Annotated in this window: 15 protein-coding genes; all 15 read left to right on the forward strand. The window is 65.2% G+C overall.

Translation table 11 applies throughout. The features are described from left to right. Window positions 1–307 precede the first annotated feature (307 nt). The 15 genes from AC1A0G_RS03110 to AC1A0G_RS03180 all read left to right on the forward strand — a co-directional run bounded on the left by AC1A0G_RS03110 (window position 308) and on the right by AC1A0G_RS03180 (window position 24,743). On the forward strand, window positions 308–3,430 hold the full coding sequence (locus tag AC1A0G_RS03110; protein ID WP_476527409.1) for an alpha-mannosidase: 3,123 nt from the start codon (window positions 308–310) through the stop codon (window positions 3,428–3,430). 115 nt (window positions 3,431–3,545) lie between these two features. Then, window positions 3,546–6,689 carry an alpha-mannosidase gene (locus AC1A0G_RS03115; RefSeq protein ID WP_476527411.1) on the forward strand — a complete coding sequence of 1,048 codons (3,144 nt, stop codon included), beginning with the start codon at window positions 3,546–3,548 and terminating at the stop codon, window positions 6,687–6,689. Between the two features lie 480 nt (window positions 6,690–7,169). Next, a complete protein-coding gene (locus tag AC1A0G_RS03120) occupies window positions 7,170–10,274 on the forward strand; it encodes an alpha-mannosidase (protein ID WP_476527412.1) in 3,105 nt (1,034 codons plus the stop codon). 203 nt (window positions 10,275–10,477) lie between these two features. After that, window positions 10,478–11,749, forward strand: coding sequence for an ABC transporter substrate-binding protein (locus AC1A0G_RS03125; protein ID WP_476527414.1), 1,272 nt, complete (start codon window positions 10,478–10,480; stop codon window positions 11,747–11,749). 31 nt (window positions 11,750–11,780) lie between these two features. Beyond that, on the forward strand, window positions 11,781–12,713 hold the full coding sequence (locus AC1A0G_RS03130; protein WP_476527416.1) for a carbohydrate ABC transporter permease: 933 nt from the start codon (window positions 11,781–11,783) through the stop codon (window positions 12,711–12,713). Between the two features lie 17 nt (window positions 12,714–12,730). Beyond that, window positions 12,731–13,567, forward strand: coding sequence for a carbohydrate ABC transporter permease (locus AC1A0G_RS03135; RefSeq protein WP_476505675.1), 837 nt, complete (start codon window positions 12,731–12,733; stop codon window positions 13,565–13,567). An 18-nt stretch (window positions 13,568–13,585) separates the two neighbouring features. Further along, complete coding sequence (locus tag AC1A0G_RS03140; protein ID WP_476527418.1) at window positions 13,586–14,881, forward strand: glycoside hydrolase 5 family protein; 1,296 nt, start codon at window positions 13,586–13,588, stop codon at window positions 14,879–14,881. 87 nt (window positions 14,882–14,968) lie between these two features. Next, window positions 14,969–17,527: a glycoside hydrolase family 31 protein gene (locus tag AC1A0G_RS03145; protein ID WP_476527420.1), complete on the forward strand. Its 2,559-nt coding sequence runs from the start codon at window positions 14,969–14,971 to the stop codon at window positions 17,525–17,527. A 140-nt stretch (window positions 17,528–17,667) separates the two neighbouring features. Then, window positions 17,668–20,478, forward strand: coding sequence for an endo-beta-N-acetylglucosaminidase (locus AC1A0G_RS03150; RefSeq protein WP_476527421.1), 2,811 nt, complete (start codon window positions 17,668–17,670; stop codon window positions 20,476–20,478). 179 nt (window positions 20,479–20,657) lie between these two features. Beyond that, complete coding sequence (locus tag AC1A0G_RS03155) at window positions 20,658–21,743, forward strand: LacI family DNA-binding transcriptional regulator (RefSeq protein ID WP_476527422.1); 1,086 nt, start codon at window positions 20,658–20,660, stop codon at window positions 21,741–21,743. 189 nt (window positions 21,744–21,932) lie between these two features. Then, entirely contained in the window at window positions 21,933–22,307 is a 375-nt protein-coding gene (locus tag AC1A0G_RS03160; protein ID WP_476527424.1) for a GntR family transcriptional regulator, read from the forward strand. A 233-nt stretch (window positions 22,308–22,540) separates the two neighbouring features. Further along, window positions 22,541–22,987 (forward strand): GntR family transcriptional regulator, encoded by a 447-nt coding sequence (locus tag AC1A0G_RS03165; RefSeq protein WP_476527426.1) that lies wholly within the window; start codon window positions 22,541–22,543, stop codon window positions 22,985–22,987. Between the two features lie 2 nt (window positions 22,988–22,989). Next, the gene (locus AC1A0G_RS03170; RefSeq protein WP_476527427.1) at window positions 22,990–24,129 is read left to right on the forward strand and encodes a DUF1648 domain-containing protein; all 1,140 of its coding nucleotides are present in this window, start codon (window positions 22,990–22,992) and stop codon (window positions 24,127–24,129) included. A gap of 115 nt (window positions 24,130–24,244) precedes the next feature. Then, window positions 24,245–24,478, forward strand: coding sequence for a hypothetical protein (locus AC1A0G_RS03175; protein WP_476527429.1), 234 nt, complete (start codon window positions 24,245–24,247; stop codon window positions 24,476–24,478). Further along, window positions 24,471–24,743: a DUF4160 domain-containing protein gene (locus tag AC1A0G_RS03180; RefSeq protein WP_476527431.1), complete on the forward strand. Its 273-nt coding sequence runs from the start codon at window positions 24,471–24,473 to the stop codon at window positions 24,741–24,743. Before AC1A0G_RS03175 ends, AC1A0G_RS03180 begins: the two co-directional genes overlap by 8 nt. Window positions 24,744–24,787: the final 44 nt, after the last annotated feature.

Genomic DNA, 24,787 nt, shown 5'->3' on the forward strand with positions numbered 1-24,787 from the left:
ACGGGAGTAGGGCTGAGCGGCTTTTTATTTGTCTGCCGGAAATTGCTTGATCGTGTTGATTCCGCAATACGTTGTGCCCGAGGCGCGCCCAAATGTGGGCAAAATGTGGGCAGTGCGCCATCGTGCGACTACTGCACGCGGCCAACACGCGCGGGGGAGTTGGCTTGACACCGTCGCGGGTTGCGGGGACAATGGTACTAAAGCGCTTTAGTAAAGCCGTGGAAGCGCAACGACGGAGCCGTCCGATGTCGGACGGCGCACACATGCCGGCAGACCGGCACACAGACAAGGGAGTGCAAGGCCAACGATGTTCCTCAAACCCGAACAGCAACTCGAACGATGCACGCGCATCCTGCGCCAACGCGTCCAACCATATATCCATCCGGTCGTCGTCCACCTGAACGTCGAATCCTTCGACATCCCCGGCGAGCCGATGCCGAGCGATGAATTCTTCACCAAGGTCAACGCCGGCGAGATCGACTTCAAGCCGTTCGCCATCGGCAGCGAATGGGGCACCACCTGGGGCACGGTCTGGTTCCGCCTCACCGGACAGGTGCCGCAGGGCTACCCGGCCGGCAAGCCGCTCGAACTGATCCTCGACCTCGGATGGTACCCGCACTCCTGCGGCGGCCACATCGAAGGACTCGTCTACCGGCCCGACGGCACCGCCATCAAGGCCGTGCACCCGCTCAACATCTGGGTGCCGTTCATGGACACGGACGGCAACGCGCAGGTCCCCATCAACGAGGACGGCAGCTTTACTCTGTACCTTGAGGCGGCCAGCAACCCGCTGCTGCTCGGCGTGCCCCCGTTCATCGAGACCGAACTCGGCGAGAAGGCCACCGGCAAGCCGGACGAACCGTACGTGTTCAAGGCCGCCGACCTGACCGAATTCGACGCCGACTATGAGAACCTGCGCGTCGACCTCGACGTCGTCAGCCAGCTCATGGCCTATACCGACAAATCCTCGCCGCGCTACTGGCAGCTCGCCAAGGCCCTGCAGCGCTCGCTCAACGCCTACGACGAACGCGACCGCGAATCCGTCAACGCCGCCCGCCGCGCCCTCGCCGGCGTGCTCGCCAAGCCCGCGAACGCGTCCGCCATGAACGTGAGCGCCATCGGCCACGCGCACATCGACTCCGCATGGCTGTGGCCGGTACGCGAAACCCGCCGCAAGGTCGCCCGCACCGTCTCGAACGCGCTCGCGCTCATGGACGCCGACCCCGACTTCCAATACGCGATGAGCTCCGCCCAACAATACGCATGGCTCGAAGAGGACCATCCCGACATCTACCGGCGCATGCTCCAACGCATCAGGGAAGGCCGGTTCATCCCGGTCGGCGGCATGTGGGTCGAAGCCGACGGCATGCTGCCCACCGGCGAATCCCTCATCCGCCAGATCTCCTACGGCAAACGCTATTTCAAGGAGAAACTCGGCGTGGAACCGCGCGGCGTCTGGCTGCCCGACAGCTTCGGCTACACGGGAGCCTGGCCGCAGATCGCCCGCCGCGCCGGATACGAATGGTTCCTCACGCAGAAGATCTCGTGGAACGACACCACCAAGTTCCCGCACCACTCGTTCCTGTGGCGCGGCATCGACGGCACGCCGATCTTCACCCACTTCCCGCCGTCCGACACGTACGCCGCATGGTGCAAGGTGCAGGAGCTCGACTACGCGGAGAAGAACTTCCAGGACAAGGACCTCGCCGACCGTTCGCTGTTCCTCTTCGGGTTCGGCGATGGAGGCGGCGGCCCCACGCGCGACATGATGGAGCACCTGCACCGGTACGAGAACCTCGAAGGCGTTTCCAAGGTCACCATCGAAAGCCCGAACGACTTCTTCGACAAGGCCCGCACCCAGCTCGAGGAGAACGCCGGACCGGAGATGCCCGAATACCAAGGTGAGCTCTACCTCGAACTGCATCGCGGCACGCTCACCTCCCAGCAGGACATGAAACGCGGCTGCCGCAAGGAGGAATCGCTGCTGCGCACGGTGGAATACCTCGGCGCGGCCGCCACGATCGCCGACCCGACCTACGAGTATCCGCGCGAGGAGATGGACCGCATCTGGAAGACGCTGCTGCTCGACCAGTTCCACGATATCCTGCCCGGCTCGAGCATCGCGTGGGTGCACCGCGAGGCGCGCGAGAACTACCGGCGCGACCTCGCCCGTCTCGCCGAGATCGCCGAGGAGATCTGCGCCGTGCTGCGCAAGACGAACCCGACGGCCGACGTGCTGCCGGCCGCACGCATCAGCCAGTACCGTGCCGACGGCTCGTCGTGGCAGGTCCGGTCCGTGGCCGATCATGCCGCGGCCGCGGCGACGGTCGACACGCTGGACGACGGCCGCGTGCGCATCGGCAACGGCCTCGTGTCCGCGATCGTCGAAGCGGACGGCACGATCTCCTCCCTGACCGACCTAGCCGCCGGCCGCGAACTCGTGCCCGCCGGCACCCGCCTCGGCCGCTACGAACTGCTCAAGGACGAACCCGCCGTCTGGGACGCGTGGGAGATCGAACGCGAGTCGCTGCTCATGGGCCACGGCCTGACCGGTTCGATCGTCTCCGCCGAAACCGGCGACGACGGCGCGGCGCACGTCGCCGTACGCACCGTCAGCGGCGACACCGTCATCGACACGGTCCTCACGCTGCGACCCGGTGCAGGCCAGCTCGACGTCCACGCCGACGTTGACTGGCACGAGAAGGAACGCTTCCTCAAGGTCGACCTGCCGCTCGCGATCACGACCGACCGCGCGACCTACGACTGCCAGTACGGTCTGGTCACCCGACCGATCGTCAAGAACAGCGCCTCCGACGAAGCCAAGTTCGAAAGCGACACCAACCGGTTCGCGATCCTGCGTGAAGCCGGCTATGCGGCCGCCGTCGTCAACGGTTCGATCTACGGATCGGACGCCGCGCCGATCCGCGGCGACGCCACGGACGGCACCGACAGCGGCACCATGTTCCGCCTGTCGCTGCTGTCCGCGCCGACCTTCCCCGACCCGCGCACCGACATCGGCACGCACGAATTCGACTGGGCGATCGTGGCCGGAGCGACGATCGAACGCACCGTCGACGCGGCCTGCGAACTCAACGCGCCGATCCTGCATGACGCGCCCGCGATCGCGCCGCCCGTCTCGCTCGAGATGCACCGCGGCGCCGTCGTGATCGACTGGATGAAACCGGCCGACGACGGCAGCGGCGACCTGATCGTCCGCCTGTACGAGACGGCCGGCGGACAGGCCGACGCGACGCTGCATGTGGCCGACACGCTCGAAGGTGCCACGGTACGCGAGACAAACGTGCTCGAAGGCGACGACATCGCCGCCGACCTGCCGGTCGCGCTCGCGGGCGCGAACGGACAGCCGGCCGAAGGCGCGTCGCTGCACTTCGCGCCGTTCCAGCTCGCCACGCTGCGCATCACGCGCTGATGAAGCGAACCATCGCCGTCCCGCCCACCACACCGGGGAGCGGGACGGCGACGTCGTCCCATACGTCAACATTAAGCAATCCCAGTCAACCAACAGCAAAGGAGCCGAAACCCACATGTTTCTCCTGCCCAACCAGCAGCTCGACCGATGCGACCGCGTCATGTGGCAGCGCGTCGAACCGCACATCCACACCACGCTGAGCACGTGCACGCTGCGCTCGCACGACAACCCCGGCGAACCCGTGCCCTCCGGCGAATTCCTCGCGCAGGTGCGCGCCGGCGAAGTCGAATTCAAGCCGTTCGCCATCCCCGGCACCTGGGGCACCACCTGGGGCACCACCTGGTTCGAGGTGACCGGCCATATCGACCGCGAGGCGACCAAGGGCCGCAAGGTCGAACTCGAAGTCGACCTCGGCTGGCTCGGCCACCGCGGCCCGGGCTTCCAGTCCGAAGGCCTCGTCTACCGCGCCGACGGCACCGCGATCAAATCCGCCAACCCGAAGAACCACTGGATACCGCTCGTCTACGCCGACGGCACCAGCACCGTCGACCTCGACGAGAACGGCAACTTCACCGTCTACATCGAAGCGGCCGCCAACCCGTTTGTCGAAGGCCCCACCCCGTTCTCGCCCACCGAACTCGGCGAAGGGCCGACCGGCAAGTGCGACTTCCCGTACACGCTGAGCCGCATGGACGTCACCGTGTTCAACGAGGACGTGTTCGCCTACTCCATGGATCTCGAAACCGTATCGTCGCTCATGCGCGAACTCAAGGACGACGACCCGCGCTACTGGCAGCTCGCCAAGGCTCTGCAGCGCTCGCTCAACGCCTACGACGAGCGCGACATCGACGGCACGCTCTCCGCCGCCCGCGGCGAACTCGCCGGCGTGCTGGCGGAGCACGCGTCGTCCAGCGCGATCAGCCACATCGCCATCGGCCACGCGCACATCGACTCCGCATGGCTGTGGCCGGTACGCGAGACCCGCCGCAAGGTGGCGCGCACCGTCTCCAACGTGCTCGCCTTGATGGACGAGGACCCGGACTTCACGTACGCGATGAGCTCCGCCCAGCAGTACGAATGGCTCGAGGCCGAGCATCCCGACCTGTTCCGCCGCATGATGGAACGCGTGAAGGAAGGCCGGTTCATCCCGGTCGGCGGCATGTGGGTCGAATCCGACAACATGATCCCCTCCGGCGAGTCGCTCGTCCGCCAGATCACGTTCGGACGCCGCTACTTCAAGGAACATCTGGGCGTCGCTCCGCGCGGCATCTGGCTGCCCGACAGCTTCGGCTACACCGGCTCGTGGCCGCAGATCGCCCGCCGCGCCGGCTTCGACTGGTTCCTCACGCAGAAGATCTCGTGGAACGACACCACGAAGTTCCCGCACCACTCGTTCATGTGGGAGGGCATCGACGGCACGCGCATCCTCACGCACTTCCCACCGTCAGACACGTACTGCTCGTCCATGAGCATGCACGAGCTCATGTACTCGCAGCGCAACTTCCTCGACAAGGACCTGTCGCGCAACGCGATCCTGCTGTACGGCTTCGGCGACGGCGGCGGTGGCCCCACCCGCGAGATGACCGCACGCGTCCGCCGCGACCGCGACCTCGCCGGCGCCCCGAAGATCGACTTCGGCACGCCCGACCAGCTGTTCGACCGCGTCCGCAAGGACATCGTCGACGACGCGCGCGGCGAGACCCCGGTGTTCAAGGGCGAGCTGTACCTCGAACTGCACCGCGGCACCCTGACCGCCCAGCAGGACATGAAGCGCGGCTGCCGGCAGGAGGAGGCCATGCTGCGCGTGGCCGAATACCTGTGCGCCGCGGCCCGCGTCAAGAATCCGGACTACGTCTACCCGCGCGAGGAGATGGACCGCATCTGGAAGACGCTGCTCCTGAACCAGTTCCACGACATCTTGCCCGGCTCCGCGATCGCATGGGTGCACCACCAGGCGCGCGCCGAATACGCGCGTGACATCGCCCGGCTGCGCGAGATCGCACTCGAGGCCGGACGTGCGATCGCCGCCGTCGAACCGGCCGACGCGGCGGTTGCGGACGCGGTGATCACCCCGTACTCGCGTGAGATCTGCGACGCGTGGACCGTGCGTTCCGCAGCCGACGTCGCGCATGTCTCCGACGGCGAGGTGTCCGTGACGCGCGACGGCGAGGCGACGATCCTCGACAACGGGCGCCTGCGCGTGCGCGTCGAGCCGGACGGCACCGTCTCCTCGCTGGCCGATCTGGCCTCGAGGCGCGAACTCGTGCCCGCCGGCACGCGTCTCGCCCGCTACGAGCTGCTCAAGGACGAACCGTTCCACTGGGACGCCTGGGACATCCAGCGCGACGCGTTCCTCACCGCGAACGGACTGGACGACGCGAGCGTGGAAGGCGTCGAGACGGGGGCGGACGGCAGCGCGGTCGTGCATGTCGTCACCAAGGCGCAGGGCGTCGAGATCCGAACGGCGATCACGTTGCGGCCCGGCGCGGACACGCTCGACTTCGCCGCCGACGTCGACTGGCACGCGGTCGAGAAGTTCCTCAAGGTCGACCTGCCGGTCGGCGTGCAGGCCGTCAATGCGCAGTACGAATGCCAGTACGGCATCGTCGAACGCCCGATCAACAAGAACACGCGCTCCGACGACGCCAAGTTCGAAAGCTGCACCCACCGCTTCGTGCGCATCGCCGATTCCGGCTACGCGGCCGCCGTCGTCAACGCGTCCACCTACGGCTCCGACGTCAGCCCCATCCACGAGGATGCGGCGCACGGCACCGGCCGCGGCACGATGATCCGCCTGTCGCTGCTGTCCGCGCCGCTCTATCCCGATCCGCGCACCGACCAGGGTGAACACTCGTTCGCATGGAGCGTGGTCGCCGGGGCGCCGATGGACGCCGTGCTCGCCGAAGCGTCGCGCCTCAACAGCCCGACCGTGGGGGAGCTGCCCGCCGCCGCACCGCTCGTGACGCTCTCCGATGTGGCCGGCACGCCCGTGCTCGACTGGATCAAGCTCGCCGACGACGGTTCCGACGACCTCATCGTGCGCATCTACGAGGCGTCCGGCGGCACCGCCTCAGCCACGCTGCGCCTCGACGGCGCGCTCGCCGACGCGAGCGTGCAGGAGGTGGCCGTGACGGAGGAGCCGGGTCTGGACGCCGAACTGCCGCGCGCGCTCGCCGCCGGCGACGGCGCGGTGCCGGCCGACGGTGCGACCATCTCGCTCGCGCCGTTCCAGCTCGCCACGCTGCGCATCCGCCGCTAAATACCGCGTAATCCGGGAAAAGCCCCATGTCATCATGGATGACATGGGGCTTTTCCCGTTTGGGTATTTCATCGACATCGGGACGGATCGAGGAATACGGGTACGAACGACAAACGTGCACGTTGGCGATTCGGTGACGGGAGGTCTTGCCCATGTGGTCGGTACGTATCCGCAACTATGCGGTTGCGCAGTCACGCGGAGCGTGACCGGGAGCGGGCACGTCGAACCGCCGGTCCTGTAAAACCTTTATGTTCCAATGGTTTATGAGTGGGGTCGTGTCGATTGATCCGCTCCCGGTCACGCTCCGCGGCGCTGAATAGCGACACGCCGGCGCGACGGTCGCGAGGATGGCGATTTTGCGTTTTGTTCGATGGGTGGTATTCTTTAACTAAATCGCTTTAGTAACCGGCGATGGACCACGGCGGTCCACTAAATCGCTTTAGTCTCAGCGAAGAGCAGATACAACAACAGAGGAGAGCCATGCTGCTGAAAGTCAATCGTGAGATCGACCGCTGCAAGCGCGTCATGCGCGAGCGCGTCTGGCCGCATATCCACCAGACGCTGGCGCAGTGCACCGTCGGCGCGGTCATGAACCCGAGCGAACCGGAGATGCCCGCCGACTTCATCACCCGCGCCGTGTCCGGCCAGGTCGATTTCAAGCCGCTCGCCGTCGGCGAGCCGTGGGGCACTTCGTGGGGCACCACCTGGATGCGCGTCGAAGGTCAGCTGCCGGCTGACCTGCCCGCGGGCCGTGCCATCGAACTGGTGTTCAACCTCGGCTGGCTCGAATGGCCGGTCGGCGGCCACATCGAGGCGTTGGCCTACCGCGCCGACGGCACCGTCATCAAGGCGCTTCACCCGCGCAACCACTGGATGCCGCTGGTCAAGACCGACGGCACGCGTGACCGCGTCGTCAACCCGGACGGCTCCTTCGTCATCTACGTCGAAGGCGCGTACAACCCGAACGTCCCGTCGTTCACCGTCACCGAGCTGGGCACCAAGCCCACCGGCAAGGCCGACGAGCGCTACGAGTTCAGCTCCATCGACATCGCCGCGCTTGACCAGGACATGTTCGACTACTGGGCCGACCTCGACGTGATCACCGGCTCGCTCGAGAACATGAACGACGCCGACCCGCGCTATTGGAAGCTCGCCAAGGCCATGCAGCGCTCCATCAACCTGTGGGACGAGAAGGACTACGCCACGCTCGAGCCGGCCCGCAAGGCCCTCGACAAGGTGATGGCGTCCCCGGCCAACGCCTCCGCGATGACCCTGACCGCGATGGGCCATTCGCACATCGACTCCGCCTGGCTGTGGCCGGTGCGCGAGACCGAACGCAAGGTCGGCCGCACCGTCTCCAACGCCCTCGCCCTGATGGACATCGACCCGAACTTCACCTACGTGATGAGCGCGGCCCAGCACTTCGCCTGGCTCGAGGAACGCCACCCCGACCTGTTCGAACGTGTCAAGGAACGCATCGCCGAAGGCCGGTTCATCCCGGTCGGCGGCATGTGGGTCGAATCCGACGGCACCATCCCGTGCGGCGAATCCCTCATCCGCCAGATCTCCTACGGCAAGCGCTACTTCAAGGAGAAGCTCGGCGTCGTCCCGAACGGCATCTGGCTGCCCGACAGCTTCGGCTACACCGGCGCCTGGCCGCAGATCGCCAAGCGAAGCGGCTACTCGTGGTTCCTCACCCAGAAGCTGTGCTGGAACGACACCACCCGTCTGCCGCACCACTCGTTCATGTGGGAGGGCGTCGACGGCTCGCAGATCTTCACCCACTTCCCGCCGGCCGACAAGTACGATTCCGACATGTCCGGCCACGACATGGCGTACGTGCAGCGCAACTACAAGGACAAGGACACATCCGACCGCGGCATCCTGCTGTTCGGCTACGGCGACGGCGGCGGCGGCCCGATCCGCGAGATGGCGATGCGCGAACACCGCTTCGAAAGCTTCGAAGGCATGCCGAAGGTCGAATACGGTACGCCGGACGACTTCTTCGCCAAGGCCGAATCCGAGATGAAGGCCGAGGCCGGCGACGAGATGCCGCGCTGGAAGGGCGAGTTCTACTTCGAGCTGCACCGCAAGACCCTCACCTCCCAGCAGGAGATGAAGCGCGGCTGCCGCAAGACCGAATCCGCGCTGCGCGCCGTCGAATACCTCGGCACGCTCGCCACTCTCGAGAACAAGGACTACACGTTCCCGCAAGCCGACATCGACCGCATCTGGAAGACGCTGCTCCTGAACCAGTTCCACGACATCCTGCCCGGCTCCGCCATCGAATGGGCGCACCGCGTGGCCCGCGAAGACTATGCCCGTGACCTGAAGCGTCTGCACGAGATCGCGCAGAAGGCCATAGAGGCCATCGCCGCCGCCAACCCGGACGCCGCGCGCATCGCCAAGGCCCGCATCAGCCAGTTCGCCGAAGTCGGCGCATGGACCCCGGCCAGCGTGGACGCCGACGGCGAGGCGGTCGCGATCGAACGCCACGACGACGGCACCGTCACGATCGACAACGGGCTGCTGCGCGCGCACGTCGCCGCCAACGGCACCGTCGACTCGATGATCGACCTGAAGACCGGCCGAGAAACGGTCGCCAAGGACGCATCGCTCGGCCGCTATGAGATCCTCAAGGACGAACCTGGCGTGTTCGACGCCTGGGACGTGGAACGCGACGCCTTCCTGTGCGCCACCCCGCTCGAGGACGGCGAGATCGAATCGGTCGAAACCGCCGCCGACGGCTCCGCGGTGATCCGTACCACGAACCGATTCCGCACCGACCTGATCGTCACGACCATCACCCTGCGCCCGGGCAAGGGCCAGCTCGACTTCCACGCGGACGTCGATTGGAACGTGCCCGAGAAACTGCTCAAGGTCGACGTGCCGATGGCCCTGAGCGCCACCCGAGCCCAGTACGAATGCCAGTACGGCCTCATCGAACGCCCGATCGTCAAGAACACCGAAGGCGACGAGGCGATGTTCGAAAGCTGCTCGCACCGCTTCGTGCGCATCCACGACTCGTCCTACGGCATCGGCGTAGCCAACGGCTCGACCTACGGCTCCGACGTCAGCTCGCTTCGCGACCATGACGGTGCGATCGCCGGCACGATGGTCCGCCTCTCGCTCGTCGCCGCGCCCACCGCGCCCGACCCGCGCACCGACATCGGCCGCCACGAGTTCGACTGGACCGTGCTGCCGTGCGCCGACATCGCGCCGCTCGTCGCCGCGGCCGGCGAGATCAACGCCCCCGTGCTCGAGAACATGCCCGCGCTCGGCTCGCCGGTCACGATCGAAGCCACGGAAGGCACGCCGGTCGTCGACTGGATCAAGCTCGCCGACGACGGTTCGGGCGACGTGATCGTCCGCCTCTACGAGGCCGCCGGAGCCAAGGCCGAAGCCACGCTGCACGCGTCCGGCCCGCTCGCCGGCTGGCAGGTGCGCGAGACCAACACGCTCGAGCAGGACGAATCCTACGCGGACGAACCCGACGGACTCGTCGGCGGCAAGCAGGAGGCCGAAGGCGCCAAACTCGCGCTCAAGCCATTCCAGCTGACCACGCTGCGCCTGTCTCGCGCGTAGCGAACCCACGGATTTCGGCTCCGGGACCCATCCCTTTCCCGGAGCCGGCACACCAACAACCCAAACCAACCACATAACCGAACACCTCAACCCGATCCGCGGCGCGCACGCCGCGGGTTTCACCAAGCGCGGCCTTTTCCCGGCTTGCATCACCCAGACGTTTCGATGAAGAAACACCACAAAAAAAGAAAAGGAGAACACCCATGAAGGGAACCCTCAAGAAGGCCGTGGCACTCGGCGCGGCGATCGCCATGATGGGCGGACTGGCCGCCTGCGGCACCAGCTCGTCGAGCGGCAGCACCGAACTGAAGTTCCAGACCTGGAACCTCAAGAACGACAAGTTCACCTCCTACTTCGAGGACCTCATCGCCCAGTTCGAGAAGGAGAACCCGGGCGTCACCATCAAGTGGGTCGACCAGCCGGCCGACAACTACGAGGACAAGCTGTCCACCGACGCGGCCGCCGGCGAACTTCCCGACGTGGTCGACATGGGCCCCGAACCGGCATACACGCTGGCCAAGGCCGGCATCCTGCTCAACCTCGCCGAAGCCGCGCCCGAAGCCGAAAAGGACTATCTGCCGGCCGCATGGTCCGCCGCCACCTTCAAGGGCACCGACCTCGCCGAAGGCACCTACGGCTTCCCGTGGTACCTCAACTCCGGCCCGACCTTCTACAACAAGGCCGTGCTCGAGGAATGCGGCATCACCGTCGACCCGAACGACCCGCCGACCAAGCAGGACGACATCTTCGCCATGGCCGACACGTTCGGCAAGAACTGCGGCGGCAAGTACGCGCTGACCTCCGGCATCCCGTCCATCCAGGACTTCGGCATGTACGGCGTCCAGCTCATGAACGACGACCACACCGAATTCACGTTCAACAACGAGAAGGGCGTCGAGTTCGTCCAGCACTACATCGACATGTACAACGCCGGCGCGTTCACCGACGACATGCTCAACAGCTCCACCTCCGGCGAGTCCAAGAGCTTCAACGGCGGATCGCAGGCGTTCATGAACGGCAACGCGTACAGCGTCGACGACATCCGCAAGAACGCACCGAAGGTGTTCGAGAACCTCGCCATCACCGACTTCATCGCCAACACCAAGCCGAACATGTTCATGGAGATGCTCACCGTCAACGCCACCAGCAAGCACCAGGACCTGGCCATCAAGTTCGCCCGCTTCGTCACCAACTCCGACAACCAGCTCGCGTTCGACAAGAAGGCCAACGTGTTCCCGTCCTCCACCGGCACCATCGACGACGACTTCTTCAACCCGTCCGACGACACGATGGACGCCGAGGCCATGCGCATGTCCGCCGACCAGATCCGCAACGGCGAGATCTGGGGCCCGCCGCAGTTCACCTCCGCCTGCTCCACCATGCTGCGCGAGGAGATCGCCCAGGCGCTGCAGGGCAAGATCAGCGCGAAGGAAGCCCTCGACGCGACCGTCAAGTACTGCAACGAGCGCATCTAAGCGTCCCTTGAATCCGTAAGGAACCCCCATCATGGCTCAATCCAAGACCAAGAAGCGCGGCGGCAAGCCCGTCGCGCAGGGGGTCGATCCCCGCAACAGCGGCCGCATCGTCCCCTGGCTGTTCGTCCTGCCCCCGATCCTGTGGATCTGCACCTTCTCGCTGGTGCCGTTCTTCAACACGATCCGCCTGTCCTTCACCGACTCCACCCTGCTTCGGCCGGGCAAGTTCGTCGGACTGCAGAACTACATCACGATGTTCACCGACCGGCGCTTCCAGACCGCGTTCTTCAACTCGTCGCTGTACGTGGTGTGCATCGTCCCGTTCATGGTGATCCTGCCGCTCATGCTCGCCGCGCTCGTCGCCGAGAAGACCCGCATCATGAACTTCTTCCGCACCGCCTTCTACACGCCGGTCATCATGTCCAGCGTCGTCGTCGGCCTGCTGTGGACCAACATCCTCGACAAGGACGGCCTGCTCAACGGCACGTTCAAGGCCCTCAAGTGGATCAGCACCCCGATCCCGTTCCTCACCGACCGCTGGCTGCTGCTGTTCAGCGCCATGGCCGTGACCATCTGGAGCGGCCTGGGCTACTACATGCTCATCTACTTGGCCAACATCGCCAACATCGACAACACCCTGTACGAGGCGGCCTCCATCGACGGCTGCGGCGGCATCCGCCAGTTCTTCCACGTGACCCTTCCCGGCTGCCGCGTGACGATGATCCTCGTCATGCTCCTGAGCTCCATGTCCGCGTTCCGCGTCTTCGGCGAGATCTACATGCTCTCCGGCGGTTCGGGCGGCGTGGGCGGCGCCGACCTGACGATGACCATGCTCATCAAGCAGGAAGGCACCGGCATCAACGCCCGCACCGGCTACTCCGGCGCACTCGGCATGGTCATGTTCGTGGTCCTCGGCTGCATCATCGGCATCGAATGGATCGTCCAGCGTAGGAGCGAAGACTGATGACAAGCAAAGCAGTGATGGAAAACAAGTACAACCACGTCACCCCCGGCAAGGTCGTGCGCATCATCGTGCTCATCGCCCTGCTGCTCTTCCTCGCCGCGCCGCTGCTGTGGCAGATCTCGCTCGCGTTCAAGGGCCCCAAGGACGACATGTACGCCGCGCCGTACCTCATCCCCGTCGACCCGACCATCGACAACTTCATCCAGGTGTTCAAGCGCCTGCCGATCCTGTTCTACGTGTGCAACACGCTGATCGTCGCGGCCCTGAACATCGGCGGCAACATCATCTCCGGATGCTTCGCCGGCTACTCGCTCGCCCTGCTCAAATTCAAGGGCAAGGGACTGGTCGTCGGCCTGCTGTTCCTGTCGATGCTGGTGCCCGGCGAGACGATCCTCATCTCCCAGTTCCTCATCATCCGCAACCTCGACCTGCAGAACAACCTCATCGGCGTGGCCCTGCCCGGCCTGGTCAGCTCCATGAACATCCTCCTGTTCATGAACGCGTTCAACGCCATCCCGCGCGAGATGATCGAAGCCGCCGAAGTCGACGGCGCGAACATCTGGCAACGCTTCTGGCGCATCTGTGTGCCGCAGGTCAAAGGCACGATGGCACTCGTCGGCATCTTCTCCTTCATGGGCTCGTGGAACGACTTCCTGTGGCCGCTCATCGTGCTCACCGACGACTCGCACTACACGCTCACGCTCGGCATGAGCCGCCTGCAGGGCACCTTCGTATCCGACCCGCGCGTCGTCGCCGCCGGCACCATCGTCGCCCTCATCCCGATCATGATCTTCTTCCTGGTCTTCCAGCGCTACATCTTCAACGGCCTGGAAGCCGGATCGGTCAAGGAATAACCCCGGAGCACACCCACCATGAAATTCGGAGTCAACTACACGCCCTCCGGCGAATGGTTCTACTCATGGCTCGACCCAGACTGGACCGCGATCCGCCGCGACCTGAACCAGATCGCCGACCTCGGCGCCGACCACGTGCGCGTCTTCCCGCTATGGACCCTCCTGCAGCCCAACCGCACGTGGATCAACCCCAAGGCCATCGCCGACCTGCGTCACATGGTCGAAATCGGCGGCGAAGCCGGACTCGACGTCTACGTCGACGTCATCCAAGGCCACCTCTCCAGCTTCGACTTCGTGCCCTCCTGGCTCGTCTCCTGGCATGACGCGAGCATGTTCGCCGACGAGCCGGCCATCGAAGCCCAATGCGACCTGGTCAAAGCCATCTACGACGCGCTCGCCGACGTCAAGGCGTTCGCCGGACTCACGCTCGGCAACGAGTGCAACCAGTTCACCGACCGCACGCACCCGCGCCGCATGGTCGCCACGCCCGATCAGATCGGCGCATGGCTCGACCGGCTCATCGGCTCGGTCGAGCGGCGCGCCCACGAGGACGGCCGCGTGATCCTGCACAGCGAGAACGACGCCGTGTGGTACATGGACGGCCACGCGTTCCGCCCGCAGTACGCCTCCCGCAAGGGCGACATCACCACCGTGCACTCGTGGGTGTTCAACGGCACCGGCCAGCATTACGGTCCGATGTCGCTCGAAAGCACGCACCACGCCGCATGGCTCGTCGAGCTGTCGAAGGCGTTCGCCGCCGAGGCGCACCACCCGGTGTGGGTGCAGGAGATCGGCGCCCCCGGCAACGTGGTCGCCCCTCAGGACGCCCCCGCGTTCTGCCGCGAATCGATCGAAGCCATCGAGGACTGCCCTGACGTGTACGGCATCACCTGGTGGTGCTCGCACCGCATCCCGAGGACGTTCTCGGACTTCCCGTTCTTCGAGCACGAGCTCGGTCTGTTCGACGTGGACGGCATGCTCACCGACGTGGGGGAGGCGTTCCGCGACGCCATCCGCGCCGCGAAGGCGCACGCACCGGCCCCCGCGTCGCGCACCACGGCCATCGCCATCCCCGTCGACGAACATGGCGACCCGACCCTGCGCGCCGCGCTCGCCCCGGCCGGCTCCGTGTTCGAGGCATGGATGGGCTTGGCCCGCCATGGCGAACGCCCATGCCTGATCACCTCCGCGGACGCCGACGACCCGGCCAAGCTCGCCGCACGCGGCATCACGCGCGTCGAACGCGTCGAGGCCGTGGCCGGCAACGCGTACAGCGCGGTCTCCGACCCGGCGTTCGCCGACAAGGGCGAATAGCGGGCTGGAGCGAAACGAGGGACAATGAGTGCACGGGACCTACCTTGCCCCGCGCACCTTCAGCCACCCAGTAGAAAGGCGGTCGCCATGGTCGACGCAGCACGGTTCACGACCGAATCGAAGACGGGCAAGCCCCGCATGAACCCCGCATGCGTCGTCCAAGGCGAGCATTGGCGCATCGGCATCCTCACCGACTCGCTGATCCGACTCGAATGGTCCGACAGCGGCGCATTCGTCGACGAGCGCACGCAGACCGTCGTCAACCGCGACTTCGGCAGCGTGCCGCGCTTCGACGTGCGCCGCGACGCGGACGGGTGGATCGACATCGAAACCGCTCATCTGCGCATCTCGTACAACGGCGAACCGTTCAGCGCGGAAGGCCTCGCGGTCACCGTCAAGGACTCGCCATCCCAGCACAACACGTGGCGCTACGGCGACGCGCAGTCCGCCAACCGCGGCGGCACCACGCGCACGCTCGACCAGATCGACGGGCCCGCGCCGCTCGAACCGGGCCTGCTGTCCGGCGACGGCTGGGTGATCATCGACGATTCCGCCGACAACCTCGTACGCGCCATGCCCGAGGTCAACGGCCGAACCAACCCGTTCGGCGAATGGGTCACGGCCAAACCGCACGCCACGCGCGACCTGTACCTGTTCGGCCACGCGGGCCGCATCCGCGAGGCGCTGCGCGACTACTACCGGCTCACCGGCCCCACGCCATTGCTGCCGCGCTGGGCGTTCGGCAACTGGTGGAGCCGCTACCACCGCTATTCGGATACCGAATACCGTACGCTCGTCGAACGCTTCGAACGCGAGGGACTGCCGTTCACCGTCGCCGTGATCGACATGGACTGGCACGTCACCGACGTGGACCCGGCATACGGCTCCGGCTGGACCGGATTCACCTGGAACCGCGCCTTGTTCGCGCATCCGTCCGATTTCCTCGGCTGGTTGCACGAGCACGGCATGCGCACCACGCTCAACCTGCACCCGCGCGACGGCATCCGTGCGTTCGAGGAATCCTATGCGCGCATCTGCACGGCGTTCGGCAAGGACCCGGCGCAGGGCAGCACGATCGAATTCGACGCGGCCGATCCCACGTTCATGAACGCCTACTTCGAACAGGTGCTCCACCCGCTCGAAGACCAGGGCGTCGACTTCTGGTGGATCGACTGGCAGCAGGACGGCGTCACGCGCGTCAAGGGCCTCGACCCGCTGTGGATGCTCAACCACCTGCACTACCTCGACTCGGCCCGCCGAGGCAAGCGGCCGATCACGTTCTCCCGATACTCCGGCTATGGTTCGCACCGCTATCCGGTCGGCTTCTCCGGCGACACGGTCGTCACGTGGGAATCGCTCAAATTCCAACCGTACTTCACCGCCATGGCCTCCAACATCGGCTACGGCTGGTGGAGCCACGACATCGGCGGCCACATGTTCGGTTACCGCGACGAGGAGCTGGAGGCCCGCTGGTACCAGCTTGGCACGTTCAGCCCGATCAATCGCCTGCATTCGACCGACTCGCCGTTCAACGGCAAAGAACCGTGGAACTTCCACACCGAAGCCCGCGAAGCCATGACGGACGCACTCAGGCTGCGCCACCGGCTCATCCCGTATCTGTACTCGATGAACCGCCGCGCCGCCGTCGACGGGGAACCGCTCGTCGAACCCATGTACTGGGAATACTCGGGCGGCAACGTACCCACCGAATTCCGATTCGGCACCGAACTCATCGTCTCGCCGATCCTCGAGCCCGGCAGCCATGAGACGCAGCGCGCCAAGGCCGACGTGTGGTTCCCGCACGGCGACTGGTTCGACTTCTTCGATGGACGTCACTACGCGTCCCGGCCGGATTGCGGCCGCACCATGCAGGCGTGGCGCGGGCTCGACCGCATGCCCGTGTTCGTCAAGGCCGGCGGCATCATCCCGATGCAACGTCTCACCGACGGCATAACGCTCAACTCGACCGACAATCCGACCGCGCTCGACGTGCTCGTCTTCCCCGGATCGGACGGCTCGTTCGCACTGTGGGAGGACGGCGGCGGCGTCGACGAGGCCAATCACTGGACCCGCACCGATCTCACGCTCGACTGGACGCACGGCGCGTTCACCGTCGCCGCGGCGGCGGGGGAGCGGACCGCCATCCCCGAACACCGGTCGTGGCGCATCGTGTTCCGCGGCGTCGCCGACCCGGTCGCCGAATACGTGCACGATGACATGCGCGATCGTACGGACGACGTTGCCGGCGACGATCGCATGCGCGACCTGTCCCGCATCGTCACCGCGACGATCGGCGGGCGCACGGCCGACTGCCGCGCGACGTACGACGAGGCGACGCTCAGCCTGACCGTCGACGTCGCCGACGTGCCAATCACGGGCGACTTGCGCATCAGCGTCGACGGCGGACTCGCGATCGCCCCACAGCCGACCGAACACGACGCGTTCGCCGTGCTCAACGACGCCCAGATGCTGTACTTCACCAAGGAACGCGCGTGGGATCTCGTGCGGCGCGAGGGCGCGAACGCACTCGCCTCGCTGCACACGCTCGAAATGCCCGCGGGCGATTACGGGGAACCACAGTGGTTCTCCTCGCACATGCCGCAAAGCGTCGTCGAAGCGCTCACGGAAGTGCTCCTGCGCGGCTGACGCAGCCGTACCCATACCTCCCTCCGACAGTCGGCCCATGCGGCCGGCCGGGCGCAAGCATGCCCGAAAACAGGACGATCACTCGTCCGATCACCAGATGTGTCGGCGCAAAGCAGAGCCGACGACAGGAAAGGAAACCGATGAACAAGAAGACACTCATGTCCGTGTCGCGCCGATTCATGGCGGCGGCCATCGCAGGCGCGATGCTCGCCTCGCTTACGGCGTGCTCGGCCACGGGCGCGTCCGGCGTGAAGTACACGGTCACGCCCGAAAACGAGAACGAGGAACTCATCCTCAAGAACCAGCCAGAATCCTCCTACTGGTTCCCCGACACCCTACTCGAATGGAACGCCAAGGACGACCCGGATCTCGCCTACAACGTGAGCACTGTGCCGCTTGCCAAGCGCGTCGACAAGAAGGACCTCAAGACCGTCAACAAGACACAGAACACGGACACCAAGGTGATGGCCATCTCCATCATGAACTCGTCCACGTCGGGCAACGCCCCCCACGGCCTGAACAACGCGAACGCCAACACGTTCTCCTACTGGCAGTACGTCGACCAGCTCGTCTACTGGGGCGGCTCGTCCGGCGAAGGCATCATCGTGCCGCCCAGCCCGGACATCACCGACATGGCACACACCAACGGCGTGCCCGTGCTCGGCACCGTGTTCTTCCCGCAGAACGTGTCCGGCGGCAAGGTCGAATGGCTCGACCAGACGCTCGCCCAGGACGCGGACGGCTCCTTCCCGGTGGCCGACAAGCTCATCGAGGTCGCCCAGACCTACGGCTTCGACGGCTGGTTCATCAACCAGGAAACCGAAGGCGACAACGAGACCTCGCTCGGCGCCAAGTACGCCGAGAAGATGCAGGCGTTCATCAAGTACCTGAAGGACAAGGCTCCCGACCTGCGCGTCGTCTACTACGACTCGATGACCAAGGACGGCGCGATCGACTGGCAGAACGCGCTCACCGACGAGAACAAGATGTTCATGACCGACGGCAAGACCCAGGTCGCCGACGACATGTTCCTCAACTTCTGGTGGACCGAAGACGAACTAGCTGACCAGAACCTGCTCAAGAAGTCCGCCGACAAGGCCGCCGAGATCGGCGTCGACCCGTACTCGCTGTACGCGGGCGTCGACGTGCAGGCCAACGGCTACGACACGCCGGTCAAGTGGAACCTGCTCGCCGGCTCCGACGGCAAGACGCACACGTCGCTCGGCCTGTACTGCCCGAGCTGGGCCTACTGGGCCGCCGGCAACCCGACCACGTTCCGCGCCAACGAAAGCCGCCTGTGGGTCAACAAGGCCGGCGACCCGAGCCAGAACGACTCGTACGACGGCGACGAGGCATGGCAGGGCGTGTCCAACTACGTGGTCGAGCAGTCGGCCATCACGTCGCTGCCGTTCGTCACGAACTTCAACAACGGCTCCGGCTACAGCTTCTTCCGCGACGGCGCGCAGATCTCCAAGATGGACTGGAACAACCGCTCTGTCTCCGACATCCAGCCGACCTACCGCTGGATCGTCTCCGACAAGGGCGGCAACAAGACCAAGGCCGACTACTCCGACGCCGAGGCGTGGTACGGCGGCTCGTCGCTCAAGTTCTCCGGCACGGCCAAGAAGGGCGGCTCCACCGACGTGCGCCTGTATTCGGCCGACGTCAAGCTCGCCGACAAGACCGAACTGTCGATGACGGCCAAGGCGAACGCCTCCACCGAACTCGACGCCGTGCTCACGTTCGCCGACGGGTCGAGCGCAACCGTCGCGCCGAAGTCGAACAAGAAGATCGGCGAGGACTGGACGACCGTCACGTACGACGTGTCCAAGTACGCCGGCAAGTCGATGACCGGATTCGACATCCGGTACCAGAGCGACGAGGACAAGGCCGGCTACCAGCTGCTGCTCGGCAACATCACGCTCAAGGACGGCGCCGAGAAGACCCCGGCGGGCAAGGTCACGTCGGTCAGCGTCGACGACAAGCAGTTCGACGACGACGCGATCTACGCCGGCGTGCGCCTATCCTGGAAGGCCGACGGCGACGCGGCCGCGTACGAGGTGTACCGGATCAACGAAGACAAGTCCCGCTCGTTCCTCGGCATCTCCAACGTCGAGAACTTCTACGCCGCGTCCCTGACCCGCACCGGAGAGACGAACAACACCACGTTCGAGATCGTGCCCGTCGACCGCTACGGCAACCAGGGCACGTCCGCCACGGCCGACATGGACTGGCCCGACAACAGCAAGCCGAAGGCCGCCGCCACCGCCTCGCGCACGCTCATCGGCGTGGGCGACGAGGTCACCTTCACCTCCGCCAGCTCCAAGAACACCAAGTCCGTCTCGTGGTCGCTGCCCGGCTCCAGCAAGGAGCAGGCCGATGGCGACAAGGTCACCGTCACCTACGACAAGGAGGGCGTGTACGACGTCGAGATCACCGCGAAGAACGACAGCGGCAAGGCGACCACGAAGCTCGCCGGCGAGATCGTCGTCTCCTCGAAGATCAAATCCGGCGCCGCCTTGACGCTGCTCTCCCAAGGCAAGTCCACCGAGGCCGACGGCTTCACCAACGGCAACGAGCAGCCCGCGTTCGCGGTCGACGGCGACACGTCCAAGAAGTGGTGCGTCACCGGACCGGCCCCGCACGAGATCACGGTAGACCTCGGCGACGTCAAGACCGTCAGCCAGGTCGACATCGCCCACGCGCAGGCCGGCGGCGAGGACGCCAGCATGAACACGCAGGCGTACTCGATCGCCGTCAGCCAGGATGGCAAGGAGTTCACCACCGTGGCTACCGTCAAGGGCAACACGGCCGGCAACACGTCTGACGCGTTCGCTCCTGTTGACGCCCGCTACATCAAGCTCGTCGTCGACAAGCCGACGCAGGGCAGCGACACCGCGGCCCGCATCTACGAGATGCAGGTGCTTGGCGCGGACGGCTCGGTGCTCTGACATCGCATGCCGGGCGCATGTCGGATACGCACGACCCGCGCACCCCCGAACATGCGCAACCGACAGGCATAGGGTGGTTTTCGTGCGCCGCACGGGGCCACCCTTGCCGTATAATAGATAAAACGGTTTAGTTAATCCTGTCAATATGCGGTCGGACAGGGGATGAAAGTGAATCAACGATGACGAGCAACGACGAAGACAAGAGCGCGGGTGCCGCGCGATCCTCCGGCAAGCAGCGGCGGATCGGGCTCAAGGACATCGCCGACGAACTCGGCATCTCGCAGACCGCCGTATCGTTCGCGATCAACGATCGCCCCGGCGTATCCGAGGAAACCAAGCGCAAGGTCAAACAGGCCGCCGCCAAACTCGGCTGGAGCCCCGTCTACGCCGCGCAGGCCCTCGGATCGTCCAAGACGATGACCGTGGGCTTCGCGCCTGCCCGTTCCGTCGACGGACTGCAGGACGAAAGCTTCATGCTCCACTTCATGACCGGCCTGCACGCCTCGTTCAGCGCCAAGGGATACGGCCTGCTCTACCGCCCCTGCTCGTCGCTGAACGAGGAACTGTCCGTCTATCGCGACTGGTCGCGCCGCAAACGCGTCGACGGCGTCATCCTGGTCGACCTGCGCTCCGACGACCCCCGTCCCGAACTACTCAACCGGCTCGGCGTCACCGCGGCGCTCGCCGGCGGTCCCGATCCGTCCGGGATAGTGCCCTCATTGTCGATCGACGACTCCGGCACGATGACAAGCGTGCTCAGGCACCTGCTCGAACGCGGGCATCGCCGCATCGCATACCTGTCGGGCGATCCGGCCCTCGATTACAGCAAGGACCGTGAGGCGGCGTTCCGCGCGTTCGCCAAGCGCAACCGGCTCGAATCCATCCATGTGGAATTCACCGAATTCGACACGGCCAAGGCGGCCGAGACCACGTTACGTCTGCTGCGTCTGCCGGTGCCGCCGACCGCGTTCATCTACGAAAGCGAGATGCTGGCCGCCGCCAGTCTGCGTGCGGTGAGCAAGCGGCTGATCGAAACGGGGGAGTATCCGTCCGGCCTGCCGGCCATCGTCAGCTTCGAGGACAGCTTCATCTGCGAAGCCGTCTACCCGTCGATCACGTCGGTGCACCGCGACGCCGGCGAATACGGGGCGAAGGTGGCCAAACTGCTGCTCAAACTCTTGTCCGGAGAACAGGTCAGCGGCAACCGCAAGATCCTCACGCCCAAGCTCATCGTGCGTGAAAGCACGCAGGAGGTCGACGCATAGTCGGCGCCGCCGGGCTCGCTTCGTGGCTTCTCTGTGTCGTGATGACGATGTTGCTGCATGATCCCGCCGCAATCGTCGTCGGCGTGTCTTGACGGTATATCCATGCTGTTATACAGTGCTGTATAACAGCATGGCGGCTGTGATCGCGGCCGTCGGATGGCCGTGTAGGCAATCAAGCAAGGGGGGCGTATGCGACTGGTCGTCTCTTCCGTGTCCGGCGAACCCATCTACGAACAGATCAAACAGCAGATTCGGGCTGCGGTGCTGTCCGGAGAACTCAAGCCGGGGGAGACCCTTCCGTCCCTGCGCAGACTCGCCCGCGAACTGCGCATCTCCGTGCTCACCGTCACCAGGGCGTACGGCGAACTGGCCGACGAGGGCATCGTGCGCAACATCCAAGGCAAGGGCACCTTCGTCATGGACAAGGGCGACGAGACGATGAGACGACAGCTCGAAGCCCGCGCCCGCGCAGCGCTCGTCGATGCCAGCGCCGCGGCCAAGGCCGCCGGTATCCCGCTCATCGACCTCCTGGGCATGCTCGAAGAGACATATCGGCGGCAGTAAGGAAAATTCCGCATCGCAGGGCGCGGTAATGAGTGTCGCCCACTCCCGTTCCCGATCGGCGACGTCGCCGACGGCCGTCTCGACATGGGCCGTAGTGGATGATCTCCCGCTGCCGCCAATGGGCGAATTGCCGCCGGTGCCTGTCTTCGCCGCGGTGCGCCCGCCGCGCCATACAAGTGTTATAGTTGATATAGAACAACTAGAACGCATGGTGTGAGACGGGAGAGACGCCGATGATCATCGACATCGACCAACGCGGCGACGTGCCGATCTACGAACAACTGCACCGGCAGATCATCGCCGGCATCGCCAACGACGAGCTCGCCCCCGGCGACCAACTGCCGTCCGTCCGCGCGCTCGCCGTCGACCTCGGCATCAACCTGCACACCGTCAACAAGGCATACGCCCTGCTACGAGACGAAGGATACCTCGTCATGCGACGCGGCTCCGGCGCGACCGTCGCCGACCGACACGTCACCGGCACCACCGACGATGCCGACACCGCGACAACCCGTGCCATCGACGAACAAAGCAAACGCATGAACGATGACCTGCACCGGCTCGCGCTCGCCCACAAAGCCCGCGGCGGCAGCCTCGCCTCATTCCTTGACACCGCACGACGACAGGCCGAACGTGTCTACGCATCATCGGACGAACGCAACAGCAGCCAAGGGGAGTAGCCATGAACGACACGAACACCACCATGAACGTCATACTCGGCACCACGTTCCTGTTGCCGATACTGGTGACCATCAGCCTTGCGGCCGTGCCGTGGATCACCGACCGACGCGAAGCATTCGGCGTGACTATACCGCCCGCGGCCCACACCGACCCGGCCATCCGCCGACTCAAGCGCGGATTCTCATGGACGATGGCTGCATTCGGCATCATCGCCACAGCCATATCGCTGACCGTTCGGCAACGATTCGGCATCGAACCCGCGCTCTGGACGATCTCAGCCGCCTCCGTCGCGCTCACGCTCATCGGCTTCACAGCCCAACAGATCTGCCGCCACGCAGCACGCGACATCGCGGCATGCCGCAACTGGCACGCGGATACCGACCGGCGCGCCGCCATCATCGGCGAACACGACAACCCCGAACCGATCAGCCTCACATGGGAGTGGCTGCACGTCGCGGCGCTCGCCGTCACCATCCTGATCGGCGTGCTCGGATATGGAGGCATGCCCGAGCGGGTCGCGATCCACGAGAACATGGCCGGACAGATCGACGGATGGGCCAGCAAAAGCCCGTGGCTGATCCTCATGGCCGTGCCCGGACAGGCCATCGTGGCCGCGGTGATGCTCGCTGCCCACGCTGCCATCATCGGCGCGAAGAAGCCGATCGATCCCGATCATCCCGCCGCCACCGGATTCGCGTACGGCACGTTCGCCCGCGTGTGGAGCATCTACACGCTCGTGATCGGTCTGCTCGTGGCCGGATGGATGGGCCTGGGCGTGCAGCTCGCCACCATCGGCGCGATCGGCATCGACCTGTTCGCCACGGTCGCGATGCTGCTCGCCGTAGTCGCGTTGGTCGGCGTGCTGGTGATCAGCGTGTACTGCGGACAGAACGGGTCGCGCTTCTATGCCGGCACATACGACAGCGACGGCAAATCCGGTGACGATACGATGCCGTTCGACGACGACCGTCACTGGATCGGCGGCGTGTTCTATGCCAACCGCGACGACCCGGCCATATGGGTTCCCAAACGGTTCGGCGTCGGCTGGACGGTCAACTGCGCCCGTCCCGTCGTCTGGCTCGCGGCCATCGCGCTCGTCATCATCTCGGTTGCGCTCATCCTATTGCCGTTCGTACAATAGCCGTTCATGATTGATGGCGTGGAAGAGACGCACTTGTGGGCATGCGGTTCGCGATGGGACGAATGATAACGTTCGGCGCGTATCATGGAAACACGGCGTATGAAAGGAGGCGGTGATGCCTGAAGATAATGTATTCATCATGGATGGGATCAAAACCCAATGGGATGACACCACGATGGTTGTCTCTGAGCTTGGCTTTGACCGAACCGCCACGCTGGATGACCAGGGCAACATCCTGTCGTCCACGTTCGGCAAAGAAGGGGAGTCGTTCCTGCATCACTGGTATGGCAAAATGAAGCCGATGATCGATGACTTCCGCGCCATCGACCGGGAATATGCCCATGCCTGAGGTGTTTTTTCTTGCCGGATACAGCATCTACTTCAGCACATTGGACCGGGAACACGGCGTTCATGTGCATGTGGCGCGAGGCGGCAGTCGGGATCTGGCCAGATTCGTGCTCCATGCGGATGGCACAGTTATGCTTTCACATAATCATGGTCGAATCCCCGCCAAACATATTCGACTGATACAGGTTGCTTTGGTTCGCGGATTCGACGAAGTTGTCGATGCGTGGAAGCGGCTGTTCGGAGATGACGTCCATTTCGATCGGTGATTGTTCGATATGAGGCTATATGAGGAAGGCGTGCAAGGATGTTC

Source organism: Bifidobacterium sp. LH_230 (assembly GCF_056357555.1).